We start from the raw sequence: 13,326 nt of genomic DNA on the forward strand, positions 1-13,326 counted from the left end.
TTTTGGGTAGTGGGTTGACGCACACTGCTCGAAATGACCGGTCTGCCGGGGTATTTGTCGACAACGAGAAGGGCCCCGCAGCAGCCTGCGGGGCCCTTCTCATCAACCCGGGTGAATTACCCGGGTTGTACTGCCTGTTCCGGAGCGTCAGTCGGAGAGCCGCTCGCCCGTGGAGGTCGAGAACACGTGGGTCTCGCCCGGACGCGGGACGACGTGCAGCGTGGCGCCCTTCTCCGGGACCGCGCGGCCGCTGACACGGACGACCAGGTCCTTGAGCTCGCCGTCGACCTTGGCGCTGCCGTACACGTAACCGTCGGCGCCGAGCTCCTCGACGACGTTGACGGACACGGCGAGACCGGCCGGGGCGTCCTCGGACTCCTTCGACAGGGACGAGGCGGCGTCGCCGTTCTGCTCGACGATGTCGAAGTGCTCGGGACGCACGCCGACCGTGACCGTACGGTCACCCTTGTCGGAGGCGGCCTTGAGCGCCTCGCGGTTGACGGGCACCACGCTGTTGCCGAACTTCACACCGCCGTCGGTGATCGGGACCTCGACCAGGTTCATGGCCGGGGAGCCGATGAAGCCGGCGACGAAGAGGTTGGCCGGGCGGTCGTACATGTTGCGCGGCGAGTCGACCTGCTGGAGCAGACCGTCCTTCAGCACGGCCACCCGGTCGCCCATCGTCATGGCCTCGACCTGGTCGTGGGTGACGTAGACGGTGGTGATGCCGAGACGGCGCTGCAGCGACGCGATCTGCGTACGCGTGGACACACGGAGCTTGGCGTCCAGGTTGGACAGCGGCTCGTCCATGAGGAACACCTGCGGCTCACGCACGATGGCGCGCCCCATGGCGACACGCTGACGCTGACCACCGGAGAGCGCCTTCGGCTTGCGGGCCAGGTAGTCGGTGAGGTCGAGGATCTTCGCCGCGTCCTCGACCTTCTGGCGGATCTCCGCCTTCGGCACGCCGGCGATCTTGAGCGCGAAGCCCATGTTGTCGGCGACCGTCATGTGCGGGTAGAGCGCGTAGTTCTGGAACACCATGGCGATGTCCCGGTCCTTCGGCGGCAGGTGCGTGACGTCGCGGTCACCGATGCGGATGGCGCCGGCGTTCACGTCCTCGAGCCCCGCGAGCATGCGGAGCGAGGTGGACTTGCCGCAGCCGGACGGACCGACGAGGACGAGGAACTCGCCGTCCTCGATCTCGATGTCCAGGCCGTCGACGGCGGGCTTGTCGGAACCCGGGTAGATCCGGGTCGCCTTGTCGAACGAAACAGTGGCCATGGTGAAAGGGCCCCCTTCTACCGGCAGGAACGTGCCGGACGATCCGTTGTAGGAAGGTGGTGGGCCATCACGGACGTATCCGCGATGGTGTAGTCCACGAGGGTGAACTGGGTCAGGACGGTACCTGGCGTTCACCTGGTCTGTCAGTACCCGGACCCCTGTGAACTTCGCGGAAATTTTCGACGGGCGATGTTACGGCCAGGTCAGAACCCCACGGCGTAACGCTCCGCCAGCACCGCCACCGCCCCCGCGACGGCCCGCCTCAGCCCGGCCGGACCCAGCGCCTCCGCCTCCGTACCGAGCCTCAGCAGATCGCTCACAGCGACGGCCTCCGCCTCGACCGACATCTCCACTTCGACCCACCCCTCGCCGTCCGGCGGCCCCGCACTCTCCAGCGCCCGCACCCCCGCCGCACCGAACTCCCTGCTTGGACTTGGCGTAGTTGTCGAACGCGGCAGCCGCATTCGCGAGACCGGTGCTGTACGCCTCCTTGGAGTTCTCCTCCTACCAGTGCGCGCACCGCGGGTCGCTGTGCTTGCCCTCGTTGAACGCCTTCCGCAGCGCGGGCAGCGACCACGGCCGCCACTGCGTCAGCTCCGCCTCGGGAATCCCGTAGGACTCCTCCGCGCGGCGCTGCCACCACGACGCCTCGACCCGGGCCACGGCCCAGTTGTACGCGGCACGCGCGGCACCGCAGTGCGAACGCAGCGCACGTTCCTGAGCGGCGTTCGGGTCCAGAGCGAACCGGTACGCCTGGACCACGAACCCGGGCTGCGGCTTGAACTTCTTCATCGCACTGGACCTCCTCTCTCAGTTCGGGACGGGTGCGAGCACGGCGTACGCGGTCCTGTTCGGGCAGAACGTGCCGATCAGGGCTCAGGGCCCTCTCCGGTCGCAGCGGCGACCGCTCGGGCGGCGCGGTTCTTCGCCGCGCGGCGCACCCTGCGCTTTCGGCTTCTCCACCGATTCCCCCATGGACCCCTCCCCGACGAACCGATCTTCGGAACAGCACGTCAGACCGATCAACGAACGGGTGCACGGATGGTTACGCACGGTTTTGCGATCGTGTGGAGTGGGGAACTTCGTGGCTTGGGGAAACGGGCTCTGTGTACAGTGGAGCCGCCTTCGCGTACGGCGTTGTCGTGCGCGATGCCTCCTTAGCTCAGATGGCCAGAGCGCCGCTCTTGTAAAGCGAAGGTCGTCGGTTCGAATCCGACAGGGGGCTCCGCTACCCCAGGTCAGACGCCTCTGACCTGGGGTTTTTCGTTGCCCGCTGCGGATGGGAAATCCCTTCTGCCGGGCCTCCTGACGTGGCTCGACACCGAGGTCATGCTTGGATTCGTCAGGACCGGCAACAAGGCCCTCGTCTCCTGCTTGGGTGACCCACAGTGCGCGGTTGCGGCCTACCGCGCATTGTTGCGGCGTGGCGAGGGTGCGCTGAGCGCCATCCGCGTCGGCCTGCGTCAGGCGGGGATCCGGCGGTCCGTGAGGGCTGATGCCGCCTCCTCGACCACCTGGTCGACACCGATTCCATGGACGTGCTCGTCGCCATGGCCGACGATCCCGACGCCCGGGGCAGGATCTCCGCCTTTCACGCCCTGGCCTGCGACCGGTGTAAGGGCGACACCTGTGCACCGGGCCCGGACCGGGTCCTTCAGCCCGCGCTGCGGCATCTGTCCTCCGACCCTGACCCGCATGTCCGGAGACGGCCGCCGAACTCGTCGGGAAGTTCGTCCACACCGATGCCCGCGCCATCGCCGCCTTGGAGGCATCCCACGCCCATGACCCGAGCCCGGCGGTCCGAAGGAAGGCGGGTTGGTTCGCACCCGGCGGGACCATCTCAGGGTGGTGCGTAAGGGGCCGAGGGTGTGGAGGCCGTCGTGGAAGACGGCGCCGGCGGTGACCTCGGCGAGGCGTTGGGTGGGGGTTAGCTCCTGTGGGTGCGCAGGCGGTGGGCGATTTCCAGTTGGCGGGGTTCCAGCGGGCGGCCGTCCTCGATGTCCCACAGGGCGTTCTGGAGGAGCCGGCCGAGGGTCCAGGCACGCGCGCGTGCGCGGTCCAGGGCGAGGACGTCCGTCATGGCGTCGAAGCGCCAGGTGATCTCGCCGGCGTCGAAGCGGTTGGCGAGGGCGGGCCAGAGCTCGAAGCCGGGGTCGCCGGCGAGGGGTTTGGGGTCGATGGCGAGCCAGGGGGCGCGGTCGGAGGCGAGGACGTTCTCGTCGTGGAGGTCCCAGTGGAGGAGGCGGTCGCCGGGTTCGGCGGCGACTTCGCGTACGGCGGCGGCGCAGTCGGCGACGAGGCGGCGGGTCTCCGGGTCCGGGATGTGTTCCAGGGCCAGGGGTGTCTGGTCGAGCATGGCCTGTGCGATGTCGCCGAGGCGGCGCATGCATGGTGGGGCGGGGGTGGTGGTGAGGTGGGCGAGCAGGTGGGCGATGACCTGGACGGCCTCGCGGGTGTCGGGGAGGTGGGAGAGCATGCGGGACGGGTCGAGGCGTTCGAGGAGCATGGTGCCGGTCTGCTCGTCGTGGTCGAGGAGGCGGACCGCTCCGTCGCCGTCCCAGATGCGCAGGGCGACCGGTTCGCCCTCGCTCTCCTCGTCCAGGAGTTGGAGTTTCAGTACGGCCGGTGTGTCGTCCGCGCGGACGACGGGCAGGACCAGGGCGCAGACGCCGTGCATGGGGTGTCCGTCGGCTGTCAGGTCCCAGCGGTCCAGGAACTCGGCGGTCAGTTCCGGGAGTCCGGCGATGAAGGCGCGTCCCGCCTCGCCGTTGTACTCCGTCTGTGATGCGGCCAGTTCGTCCGGGATGTCGATCACGATCCGGACGATACCGGCGTGGGCGAATCGGCTCATGCCAATCAGGGCCTGTCCGGCGGCGATGGCCGCGTATGCGCGCAGCGCTCCCGGGACGTCACTGACGAAGCCTTTGCACATGATGTGCAAGAGGTGGGCGGTGAGGTAGGAGGCGCTGCCAATGGTGGCGATGAACACCAGGCCCCACCAGCGGCGGGGGTCGGCGCCGACGGCGGATTCACCCGGCGGATTCACCGCGGTACGGGTCCGGCTGGCTCATGGCTCCAGCACCACCTTCCCCGTGGTCCCGCGTGTCTCCAGGGCGCGGTGCGCGGCCGCGGCCTCGGCGAGTGGGAAGCGCTGCACGGCCGGGACGAGGCGTCCTTCTGCGGCTTCGGCGAGGGCGCGGAGCTCAAGGGTGTGTACGGGGTCGGGGCCGCCGGTCTTCTGCATCATCACCGGCCCGAGCACCTGCTCGGAGACGCCGTCGACGAGGTAGGGCTGGCCGCCCTTGATGCCCTCGGCCGACCAGCCGAAGACGATGTGACTGCCGCCGGGGCCGAGCATGGCCACGGCCTCGCGGGCCACGTCGCCGCCCACCCCGTCGAAGACGACGGTGGCGGTACGCCCGCCGAGGTGGGCGCGGACCTTCTCCGCCCAGTCGGGGTCCTTGTAGTCGACGGCGAGGTCGGCGCCGTTCTCCCGCACCCGGGCCACCTTCTCGGGACCGCCCGCCAGCCCGATGACGTCGGCGCCGGCGTTCCTGGCGTACTGCACGAGGAGGGTGCCGATGCCGCCGGCGGCCGCCGGGACGACGACCACCGAGTCGGGCCCCAGCTCGGCGAACTGCAGGATCCCCATCGTCGTACGCCCCGTGCCGATCATGGCGACGGCCTGGGCGGCATCGAGGTTGGCGGGGATCTCATGGACGCGGTCGACATCGGTGACGGCGAGCTCGGCGTACCCGCCCGGGGCGAAGCCGAGGTGGGCGACGACGCGCTTGCCGAGCCAGAGCGCGGCGACGCCCTCGCCGAGGGACTCGACGACGCCGGCGACCTCGCGGCCCGGGGTGGTCGGCAGGGTCACCGGTGCGGGCAGCGGGCCCTGGATGCCCTCGCGCAGGGCGGTGTCGAGGAGGTGGACGCCGGCCGCTTCCACGGCGATGCGGACCTGGCCGGGGCCGGGGACCGGGGCGTCGACCTCCTCGAGGGTGAGGTGGTCGGCGGGGCCGAAGGTGTGGAGCCGGATGGCGTGCATGCGGGGTCCCCTATTGGTGATCGGCGGTGAACTCGGTGGCTGGGCACCCACTTTTCAACCTCAAGCATGCTTGAGGTCAAGGGTCCGCCTGCCCAGGGCCAACGACACCGCTGTGAGGGCGCTGTTGAAGGACACCTCGGACAGGACGCCGGGCGCCGCGACCTGGTCGCCCGCGAGATAGACGCCGTCGCCGCGATCGACGGCGGGCCGGTCACGCCAGCTCGTACCCGGCAGGTCCACGGCCCCGGTACGCCCGCTCGCGACGGCCTCGCGCCGCCAGGTGACGCGCGAGCGCCAGCCGTCGAACGCGAGGTCGAGAAGCCGCTCGGCGCGCGCGACGCCGTCGGCCTTCGACTCGTGCGGGGCGATCGGGATCTGCCCCTGGATGAGCTGCTCGCCGGCCGGGGCGAGGCTGCGGTCCTGCGCGGTGAACCGCTCGATCCAGCCCGGCGAGTCGAGGTCGGACACCGCGAAGGCGTCGCCGCGCCGCGTGCGCACGGCGAGGTCGATGAGTGTCGTACGCCCGCTGGTCCAGGTCAGGGAGTCGTCCCCGAGGAGTCGCCGGGCGGCGTCGAGGGAGGTGGCGACTATGACGGGGGTGTCGGCGGGGAGACGGTCGACCCGGGACAGGGTCTCCATCCGGACGCCCAGATTCCAGGCACGGGCGGCCATGCGGTCGATGACGCTCGCCCAGCCGCCGCGCGGGTAGTGCGCCTCGGGCGGGAGCTTGGTGGCACGGCGCAGGCGTTCCTGCACGAACGCGGCGGACAGGGCACCCGGGTCGTGGTGGAAGAGCGCTACGGCGGAGTAGTGGGCGGCGGCGCGGGCGCCTTCCTCGCCGGCGATGCCGGTGGCCCAGGTGAGGAAGTCGGCGTCCGCCGGCGCCTGTGGAAGCCCGCGGCGCAGCAGCTTCAGCATGGCGAAGGGCGGGGTGCGCCGCAGGACGCCATGGTGCCGGAGCCGCAGCCGGGCCGCCTCCAGGGGCGGGATCGGGGCGAGCGGGCCGATGAGGTCACGCTGCTTGAGCCAGGACCAGTGCGGGCCGCCGCTGTAGAGGGCGTGCGGTCCCTCGTTCGTCCTGTACGGTCCCTCGGCGGTCCGCGCCCGCCCGCCGAGGGTGTGATGGGCTTCGTGGACGGTGACCTTGGCGCCCGCCTCGGCGGCGGTGACGGCGGCGGTGAGCCCGGCGAAGCCGCCGCCGATGACGGTGATGTGGTGCATGGCTGGGGGTCTCCCTCGGATTGGGGTCGCCTTTCTGCCAGTACGACGGCCTGAGCGGCCCGGAATGTGACATCGGGCGCGACTTCGCAGGTCAGGTCGATTGTCAGTGGCGGGGGGCAGCATGGGGGCATGGCGAGGAGAGCGGTGGGCGGAGCACGGGCGACAGGCGGGGCGGCAGGCAAGGCCGGGGTGAGGGCGGGGGCGAAGGGCGCGCGGCGTCCGGAGGTGCGGCTGCCGCCGCTGGAGGCGTACAGGGGCGGGGGACTGGAGCCGGACGGTGACTATGACGGGCTGCGGTTCCAGGACGAGGACTTCGCCGGGCAGGACGGCGGAGGCGCCCGCTTCATGGACTGCGCGCTGACGGGGTGCGCGGTGGACGAGACACGTCTGCATCACGCCCGTTTCCTCGACTCGGTCCTGACGGGGCTGCGGGGTGTGGGCACCGACCTCGCCGAGTCGACGCTGCGTGACGTCGAGATCGTCGACGCCCGCCTCGGCGGGGTCCAACTGCACGGCGCCGTACTGGAACGGGTCCTGATCCGCGGCGGCAAGATCGACTACCTGAACCTCCGCAAGGCCAGGCTCAGGGACGTCGTCTTCGAGGGCTGCGTCCTGGCCGAGCCGGACTTCGGGGGTGCGCGGCTGGAGCGGGTCGCGTTCACGGACTGCACCCTGAAGGGCGCGGACCTCACCGGCGTGACCCTCACGGACGTGGACCTGCGGGGAGCGGCGGAGCTGGAGATCGCGCGGGGGGTGGAGCGGCTGAGGGGGGCGGTGATCAGTCCGGGGCAACTGCTGGATCTGGCACCGGTGTTGGCGGCGGAGTTGGGGGTGCGGGTGGAGGCGGAGGAGTAGGGCGGCGCAAGCGCCCCGCCGGATCCGCTACGATTGATCTTGTCGCCGACGCCGGAACTCCCGGCAACCGGTGCTGCGTTGGTGGTCCAAGGAAAGACGCCCCGCTTCCTGCGGGGAGATGTAGGTGCAAGGCCTGCCCGGCGCTCTGGCAAGGAGCCCCTCCCGTACGACACGGGAGGGGCTCCTTTGTTGCCTCCTAGGAGACCCGGGGAAACCGTGCCTGCAGCGTCCAGATCGCCGGGTTCTCGCCCAGCGACTCATGCAGATCGACCAGGTCGGCGATCAGATCGTGCAGAAAGTCCCGCGCCTCCCGTCGAAGCTCCGCATGCGAGAAGCTCAGCGGAGCCTCCTCCGCCGGCATCCAGTCGGCCTCGATGTCGACCCAGCCGAAGCGGCGTTCGAAGAGCATCCGGTCGGTGGACTCGGTGAAGTCCAGTTCCGCGCGCTGGGGGCGGGCGGCGCGGGAACCGGCCGGGTCGCGGTCCAACTGCTCCACGATGTCGCACAGCGCCCACGCGAAGTCGAGCACCGGCACCCATCCCCAGGCTGTGGACAACTCCCGGTCCGCCTTGCTGTCGGCGAGGTAGACGTCCCCGCAGAACAGATCATGGCGAAGGGCGCGGACGTCAGCCCGGCGGTAATCCGTCTGCGGGGGGTCCGGGAAGCGGTTGGAGAGGGCGTAGCCGATGTCGAGCACGTAGGGATGGTGTCACGCCCGGCCTCGTAGGATCACCGGCGTGTCCCGTTCCGCGCCCGTTGTCCCGACCGTCCTGCTTGCCCTCACCCTCACCGCCTGCACCACCGGCGTCCACGGCACCCCCGGCGGCCCCGGCCTGCGCGACCCGTACTTCCCCAAGGCCGGCAACGGCGGCTACGACGTCACCCACTACGACCTGAACCTCACCTACACCCCCGACGACCGCCACCTCACCGCGACCACGACGATCACGGCCCGCGCCACCAAGGACCTCTCCGCCTTCGACCTCGACCTGGAAGGGCTGGACGTCGGCAGCGTCACCGTCGACGGCGAACGCGCCCGCTGGAACCGCACCGGCCAGGAGCTGACCGTCCGCCCGCACGACGACCTCGACGACGGGGACACCTTCCGCACCACCGTCCGCTACTCCGGCACCCCGGAGACGATCACCGACCCGGACGGCTCCGAAGAGGGCTGGCTGCCCACCGGGGACGGCGCGCTCGCGCTCGGGGAGCCGACGGGGTCCATGGCATGGTTCCCAGGCAACCACCACCCGTCCGACAAGGCGTCGTACGACATCGACGTCACCGTGCCGGAGGGCGTCCAGGCCGTCTCCAACGGCGAGTTGACCGACCAGTCCACCCGAGACGGCCGCACGACCTACCACTGGCACACCCCCGAGCCCATGGCGAGCTACGTCACCGCACTCGCCATCGGGACGTACGACATCCACCGCTCCACCACCGCCGACGGCCTGCCCGTGTACACCGCCGTCACCCCGGAACAGGCCGAGGCGAGCCGCACGGTCCTTGCCAGGATCCCCGAGGTCATCGAATGGGCGGAGTACAACTTCGGCCCGTACCCCTTCGCCTCCACGGGCGCCGTCATCGCCCCCGCCGACGCCGCCGGCTACGCCCTGGAGACCCAGAACCGCCCCGTCTTCCCCGGCATCCCCGACACCGAGCTCCTCGTCCACGAACTCGTCCACCAGTGGTACGGCAACTCCGTCACGCCCAGGACCTGGCGGGACATGTGGCTCAACGAGGGCTTCGCGACGTACGCGGAGTGGCTGTGGCAGGAGGACCACGGCGGCGACACCGCCCAGGAGACCTTCGACGCGCTCTACGACCACGGCGAGGACGACCACGAGGACCTCTGGTCCTTCCCGCCGGCCGACCCGACGAGCGCAGCGCACATCTCCGACAACCCCGTCTATCTGCGCGGCGCGATGGTCCTCCACAAGATCCGCCAGACCGTCGGCGACGACACCTTCTACGACATCGTCCAGGGCTGGGCAGCCACCCACCGCCACGGCAACGCGGACACCGACGACTTCACGGCGTACGTGGAGGAGATGGCGCCGGACGAGGACTTCGGGGCGGTGTGGGAGGCGTGGTTGTACGGGGACGGGAAGCCGGAGAGGCCCTGACGCCCCCTCACAGTTCCTTGCGCAGCACGGCGCACGGTCGGCCGAGTTGACGATCCTCGCGTTGATCGATGACCTCGTACCCGAGCGCGGTCCAGAAGGCCAGGCCCCTGGGGTTGTTGCCGAGAACGGCGAGACGCACGGCACCACGCCCCGCGCCCCGGAAGCGATGCTCCACAAGGGACGCGATCTGCTTCCCGTATCCCCGGCGTTGCGCCGCCGCGTCCACCATCAGCAGGCCGATCCACGGATCCGGGTCGCCGGGGTCGGGATGCAAGCGTGACCGCGATCCCGACGAGCCGCCCCTCGCTACGGGCGAGCAGCACGTCCGCGTCCGGATGCGCGAGGTCCTCCGCCAGCGCGGCCGCCACCTGCTCCGGGCGGATGTCATCCGGGTCGGCGAAGTCGCCGCTGAGGGCGTGGAAGTGGCGGTTGGAGGTGTAGAGGGCGGTGAGTTCGGTGAGGAGGGGGGCGGGGATGTCGTGGTCGGGGGTGAGGGGGAGGGGGGTGAGGATCACGCGGGGCAACTTATCGCGGGGTACGCCGAAGCCCCCGGCGCTTTCGGCGCCGGAGGCTTCAGCCAGGATCCGGTCAGCAGACGTCGACGCCGTCCACGAGGGAGCCTTGTGCGAAGACGGGCATCTGCTCGGGTGCCGTGGACGTGGCGACGATCGTCCGGCCCAGCGGGGTGGTGGTGTAGAAGGTGGCCACCTGTCCGCCGGTCTGGTTGTTGTCGAAGGAGCGGATCGCTCCGGCCCAGCCCTTGTCTCCCAGGTCTACGTACTCGCACTTGGTGAGCTTGAGGGTGGCGCCGGTGTAGTTCGCCCCGGTGTACAGGCAGAGTTCGCCGGTCTCGCACTGGGCCGCGGCACCGGCCGAAGGTGCCGCCGCGACACCTCCCCCGACCAACGCCGCTGTGGCCACCGCCAGGCCGATTGCTCGCATACGTGAACTCATGATCTATCCCCCGATGTGATCGTCTCGTGGTTCGTCGTGGTTTCTTCTGACGCTCTCACGCTAGCCACGCCCAAATGCGGTGTCATGCTGGAGAGTTGGAGGTTGACGAGGCTGACTCGACGGTGTTCCTTCGGCCGGCGGCGCTCCCGAAGGGGAGGGGAGTCTTCGATTCCGACTGTTCCGGCAGCATACGAAGGCCGCGCATGCGCGCAGGTCAGTTGGGGGATGGCGCGTGCAACTCGAACCAGACCTCCTTGCCGCCCATGCGACAGCTGTCGGCCCGGGCCACGCCCCAGTCCTGTGCGAGCCCGGCGAGCAGGAGTAAGCCTCGTCCGTCTTCTGCCTGTGGGCCGGGGCTCTTCGGGTGAGGCTCGGCGTCGGGGGCGTCGTCGTACACGGCGACGCGTACGCGGTCATGCCGGACGACTGCTTCCAGCCGGACGTCGAGGGAGGCGGTGTGCAGGCCGACATTCGTGACCATCTCGGAGACCAACAGGCGGGCGGTGTCGGCGAGTTCGCCGTGCCCGGTGGCCTCAAGGAGCAGGGCGACCATGTCTCGGCAGATCTTGGGGCTGGTGGCGGTGTTGGGGGCGCGGAGGCGGTAGAGCTGCGGGGGGTGGGTGGCGAGTGGGCTGGGGTCCATGGGGGCTCCTTCATCAGGCGTGGTCGTACGAGGCTCTGTGCTGCACACCGCCATGGCTCGGCCGCGCCAACTGGCTTGGCTGCACTGCGGTCTTACTGGTGCGCAGCTTGTTGCCCGATCGAAGGTAGTGGCATGTATGCCCCGTGGCAATGTTGGGCCATAGCCTGCTGTTGGGTGAGTGGACCCGGGTCGCTGCCGAACGGCAGACTCAAGGTGAACAGAGGAAGGAAACATGCCGCCCAGAGAGAACCCGACCGCACGGCAGGCCCGCCTTGGCGCCGAGCTGCGAAAGCTGCGTGAAGCAGCAGGTAAGACGGCGCGCGAGGCCGCCGGACTGATCTCCAGCGACCAGGCCAAGATCAGCCACATGGAGGCCGGCCGGATCGGTATCAGTGAGGAACGCATTCGGCGGCTGGCGGTCTTCTACTCCTGCGACGACTCGGCGTTGGTCGACGCACTCTGCGCGATCGCCCGAGAACACCGCGGGCAGGGATGGTGGGACGAGTACCGAGGGGTACTCGCTCCCGGTTTCCTCGACATGGCCGAACTGGAGCACCACGCCACACGCATGCGTTCCGTCCAAGCAGTCAACCTGCCGGGCATCTTCCAGACCGAGGACTACGCACGGGCCATCTATGCCGGTCACATCCCTGCGCTGCCGAGCGAAGAGACAGACGTGCGGGTGGAGTTCCGGTTGAAGCGACGCCGGATTTTCGAACGGGATGTACCTCCACCGTTTGAGGTGATCCTCCACGAGGCGGCGTTGCGTATGCGCTTCGGGGGCCGCAAAGTCACCAAGGACCAGCTTGAATTCCTGCTGGAGGTCTCGGAGTCGCCGTCCGTCACTCTGCGGGTCATCCCCTTCGCCAGCGAGAACTTCATCGAGGCGAATCAACCTGTGCTCTACGCCGAGGGAGTCGTCCCGCAGCTCGACACCGTCCAGGTGGACACCGTGGTCGGCGGCTTCTTTCTGGGCGGCGGTGTCGAGCTCAAGAAGTACCGGCAACTGCTTGACACCGCGGAAGGCTCGTCCCTCGACGCGGCGGATTCCCGTCAACTCATCCACACCATCACCAGAGAGCTGTGAGCATGCCCCAGCCGACGCCGATCCAGTGGCAGAAGTCTTCCTTCTCGGGCGCGGGGGGCGAGAACTGCGTCGAACTCGCCCGAGCCGAAACCCGCCTCCTGCTCCGCGAGAGCGACGCACCTGAGGACGTACTCAACATGGCACCTCAAGGCGTGCTGGGCCTGATACGTCATTACAGAAGCAAGTACCAGTGAGTGGTCGGCAGTCCGATGGTTCCGGCCACCGTGCTCCCGTGCGCCCTACTGGCCTCCCTTGACGCTGATACCCCGCAAAGCCAAGGCTCGTGCAAGCTGGTGCAAGCCACTCGACAGCGGGAGCGACCGTGACGCTGAAGTTCCTCGGCATCATCCCCAATACGCCGACCGACGAGTCTCCGACGATCTGGCTTCATGAGGAGACGGGAGACCTTCTCGTCCAGTCGTACAAGGCGACTGAAGACGAAGTGAAGCAGTGCCAGGAAGTCGGTTCGATCCCCGGCCACTCCACGGACGTCCCGGACCACGAGACGATCATCAGGTTGCCGGCGGTCATGCTGAAGTACATCCCCCGCCCGGACGACGAGACCGGAGAGACTGCACGTGCAGCCACCAGCGCGTAACGCCCTGGCGAAAGCCCAACGCTCAGCGGTGCACCTTGAGATGCGTGACGGCTACATGCTGGATGACCCCGAATTCATCGCGTGGCAGCAGGGCAAGCGGCCCAACCCCGCTGACCGCTCTTCGTGGTGGGGCGGCTGGCATGACGCGGTGCGTGATGCGGTCGCCCGTGGCGTCGTCGTCCGACGTGCTCGCATTGTTTCCGAGCCGGTCAGCGACTATGTGCGGTACGAGTACGACGGCACGTTCACCAACATCGCGGCAGGTGAACTGGTCCGTTGGCTACCGAGGCGGAAGGTGACCGATCTTGCGTTGCCCGGTACGGACTTTTGGGTATTCGACGACGCGCAGGCGCTCTTCCACCACTTCACAGGGGATGGGCAGTTGGACGAAGACGGTCGGGAGTACACGGACGATCCTGCGCGGGTGAAACTGTGCGCCGATGCCTTTGAGGCCGTGTGGCAACGCGCGATTCCTCACGAGGAGTACCGGCCTCGCTGACTGTCGCGACC

General features: G+C 69.3%; 15 protein-coding genes, 1 tRNA gene and 1 pseudogene. 7 read left to right on the forward strand and 10 right to left on the reverse strand.

The features are described from left to right. Positions 1-147: 147 nt before the first annotated feature. From AQJ91_RS14025 to AQJ91_RS14035, 3 genes are all read right to left on the reverse strand, one after another. Positions 148-1,284, reverse strand: a complete 1,137-nt coding sequence (locus tag AQJ91_RS14025; RefSeq protein WP_067020604.1) for an ABC transporter ATP-binding protein — start codon at positions 1,282-1,284, stop codon at positions 148-150. A 203-nt stretch (positions 1,285-1,487) separates the two neighbouring features. Beyond that, a complete protein-coding gene (locus AQJ91_RS14030) occupies positions 1,488-1,748 on the reverse strand; it encodes a WCX domain-containing protein (RefSeq protein WP_079084894.1) in 261 nt (86 codons plus the stop codon). Positions 1,749-1,788: 40 nt separating this feature from the next. Further along, entirely contained in the window at positions 1,789-2,076 is a 288-nt protein-coding gene (locus AQJ91_RS14035; protein WP_067020611.1) for a helix-turn-helix domain-containing protein, read from the reverse strand. A 359-nt stretch (positions 2,077-2,435) separates the two neighbouring features. Between AQJ91_RS14035 and AQJ91_RS14040 the strand changes: the two genes are divergently transcribed. Then, positions 2,436-2,509 (forward strand) — tRNA-Thr (locus AQJ91_RS14040). Positions 2,510-3,211: 702 nt separating this feature from the next. Here AQJ91_RS14040 and AQJ91_RS14050 read toward each other — a convergent pair. The 3 genes from AQJ91_RS14050 to AQJ91_RS14060 all read right to left on the reverse strand — a co-directional run bounded on the left by AQJ91_RS14050 (position 3,212) and on the right by AQJ91_RS14060 (position 6,553). After that, entirely contained in the window at positions 3,212-4,135 is a 924-nt protein-coding gene (locus AQJ91_RS14050; protein ID WP_067021073.1) for an aminoglycoside phosphotransferase family protein, read from the reverse strand. A gap of 216 nt (positions 4,136-4,351) precedes the next feature. Next, positions 4,352-5,332: a zinc-binding dehydrogenase gene (locus tag AQJ91_RS14055; protein WP_067020616.1), complete on the reverse strand. Its 981-nt coding sequence runs from the start codon at positions 5,330-5,332 to the stop codon at positions 4,352-4,354. 60 nt (positions 5,333-5,392) lie between these two features. Continuing rightward, positions 5,393-6,553 carry an NAD(P)-binding protein gene (locus AQJ91_RS14060; protein WP_067020618.1) on the reverse strand — a complete coding sequence of 387 codons (1,161 nt, stop codon included), beginning with the start codon at positions 6,551-6,553 and terminating at the stop codon, positions 5,393-5,395. A 129-nt stretch (positions 6,554-6,682) separates the two neighbouring features. Here AQJ91_RS14060 and AQJ91_RS14065 point away from each other — a divergent pair, with 129 nt between their 5' ends. After that, complete coding sequence (locus AQJ91_RS14065; protein ID WP_079084895.1) at positions 6,683-7,408, forward strand: pentapeptide repeat-containing protein; 726 nt, start codon at positions 6,683-6,685, stop codon at positions 7,406-7,408. Between the two features lie 196 nt (positions 7,409-7,604). Here AQJ91_RS14065 and AQJ91_RS14070 read toward each other — a convergent pair whose 3' ends face one another. After that, positions 7,605-8,105, reverse strand: a complete 501-nt coding sequence (locus AQJ91_RS14070; RefSeq protein ID WP_067020624.1) for a hypothetical protein — start codon at positions 8,103-8,105, stop codon at positions 7,605-7,607. 40 nt (positions 8,106-8,145) lie between these two features. On the opposite strand from AQJ91_RS14070, the gene AQJ91_RS14075 reads away from it, so the two are divergent. Beyond that, positions 8,146-9,534, forward strand: coding sequence for a M1 family metallopeptidase (locus AQJ91_RS14075; protein ID WP_067020627.1), 1,389 nt, complete (start codon positions 8,146-8,148; stop codon positions 9,532-9,534). Between the two features lie 10 nt (positions 9,535-9,544). Here the strand turns inward: AQJ91_RS14075 and AQJ91_RS14080 are convergent. From AQJ91_RS14080 to AQJ91_RS53560, 3 genes and pseudogenes are all read right to left on the reverse strand, one after another. Beyond that, a pseudogene (locus tag AQJ91_RS14080) lies at positions 9,545-10,049 on the reverse strand (GNAT family N-acetyltransferase); the annotation flags it as partial. A 73-nt stretch (positions 10,050-10,122) separates the two neighbouring features. Next, entirely contained in the window at positions 10,123-10,488 is a 366-nt protein-coding gene (locus AQJ91_RS14085) for a peptidase inhibitor family I36 protein (protein ID WP_079084896.1), read from the reverse strand. A gap of 214 nt (positions 10,489-10,702) precedes the next feature. Continuing rightward, positions 10,703-11,131 (reverse strand): ATP-binding protein, encoded by a 429-nt coding sequence (locus AQJ91_RS53560; protein ID WP_067020632.1) that lies wholly within the window; start codon positions 11,129-11,131, stop codon positions 10,703-10,705. Positions 11,132-11,363: 232 nt separating this feature from the next. Between AQJ91_RS53560 and AQJ91_RS14095 the strand changes: the two genes are divergently transcribed. The 4 genes from AQJ91_RS14095 to AQJ91_RS14110 all read left to right on the forward strand — a co-directional run bounded on the left by AQJ91_RS14095 (position 11,364) and on the right by AQJ91_RS14110 (position 13,315). Next, complete coding sequence (locus AQJ91_RS14095) at positions 11,364-12,218, forward strand: helix-turn-helix domain-containing protein (RefSeq protein ID WP_067020635.1); 855 nt, start codon at positions 11,364-11,366, stop codon at positions 12,216-12,218. Positions 12,219-12,220: 2 nt separating this feature from the next. Further along, on the forward strand, positions 12,221-12,412 hold the full coding sequence (locus tag AQJ91_RS14100; protein WP_067020639.1) for a DUF397 domain-containing protein: 192 nt from the start codon (positions 12,221-12,223) through the stop codon (positions 12,410-12,412). A gap of 128 nt (positions 12,413-12,540) precedes the next feature. After that, positions 12,541-12,816, forward strand: a complete 276-nt coding sequence (locus AQJ91_RS14105; protein ID WP_067020641.1) for a hypothetical protein — start codon at positions 12,541-12,543, stop codon at positions 12,814-12,816. After that, positions 12,797-13,315: a DUF6879 family protein gene (locus tag AQJ91_RS14110; protein WP_199847929.1), complete on the forward strand. Its 519-nt coding sequence runs from the start codon at positions 12,797-12,799 to the stop codon at positions 13,313-13,315. Before AQJ91_RS14105 ends, AQJ91_RS14110 begins: the two co-directional genes overlap by 20 nt. Positions 13,316-13,326 lie beyond the last annotated feature (11 nt).

Source organism: Streptomyces dysideae, from assembly GCF_001514305.1.
In the GTDB taxonomy this organism is placed as follows: Bacteria; Actinomycetota; Actinomycetes; order Streptomycetales; family Streptomycetaceae; genus Streptomyces; species Streptomyces dysideae.